1 pseudogene is annotated in these 554 nt (G+C 63.9%); it reads left to right on the plus strand.

The window, feature by feature from the left end:
* A pseudogene (locus NKI17_RS36955) lies at positions 1-554 on the plus strand (glutamine-hydrolyzing GMP synthase); the annotation flags it as partial.

The raw sequence follows: 554 nt of genomic DNA on the forward strand, positions 1-554 counted from the left end.
GAGGCGGTCGGCGACCAGCTCACCTGCATCCTTGTCGACCACGGTCTGATGCGCAAGGACGAGGCATCAGGCGTGGTGGAGATGTTTCGCCAGCATTACAATCTGCCGCTGATCCTGGTCGACGCTGCGGACCGTTTCATCGGCGCGCTCGAGGGCGAGTCGGACCCCGAGAAGAAGCGCAAGACCATCGGGCGGCTGTTCATCGAAGTGTTCGAGGAGGAGGCCGAGAAGCTCGGCGGCGCCGATTTCCTGGCACAAGGCACCCTCTATCCCGACGTCATCGAAAGCGTCTCTTTCAGCGGCGGCCCGTCGGTGACCATCAAGTCGCATCACAATGTCGGCGGCTTGCCCGAACGCATGAACATGCAGCTGGTCGAGCCGCTGCGCGAATTGTTCAAGGACGAGGTGAGGGCGCTCGGCAAGGAGCTCGGCCTGCCCGACAGCTTCATTGGCCGGCATCCGTTCCCCGGTCCCGGTCTCGCCATCCGCTGTCCGGGCGGCATCACCCGCGAAAAGCTGGAGATCCTGCGCGAGGCCGACGCCATCTATCTCGA

The organism is Mesorhizobium sp. M0816, from assembly GCF_040320005.1.
In the GTDB taxonomy this organism is placed as follows: domain Bacteria; phylum Pseudomonadota; class Alphaproteobacteria; order Rhizobiales; family Rhizobiaceae; genus Mesorhizobium.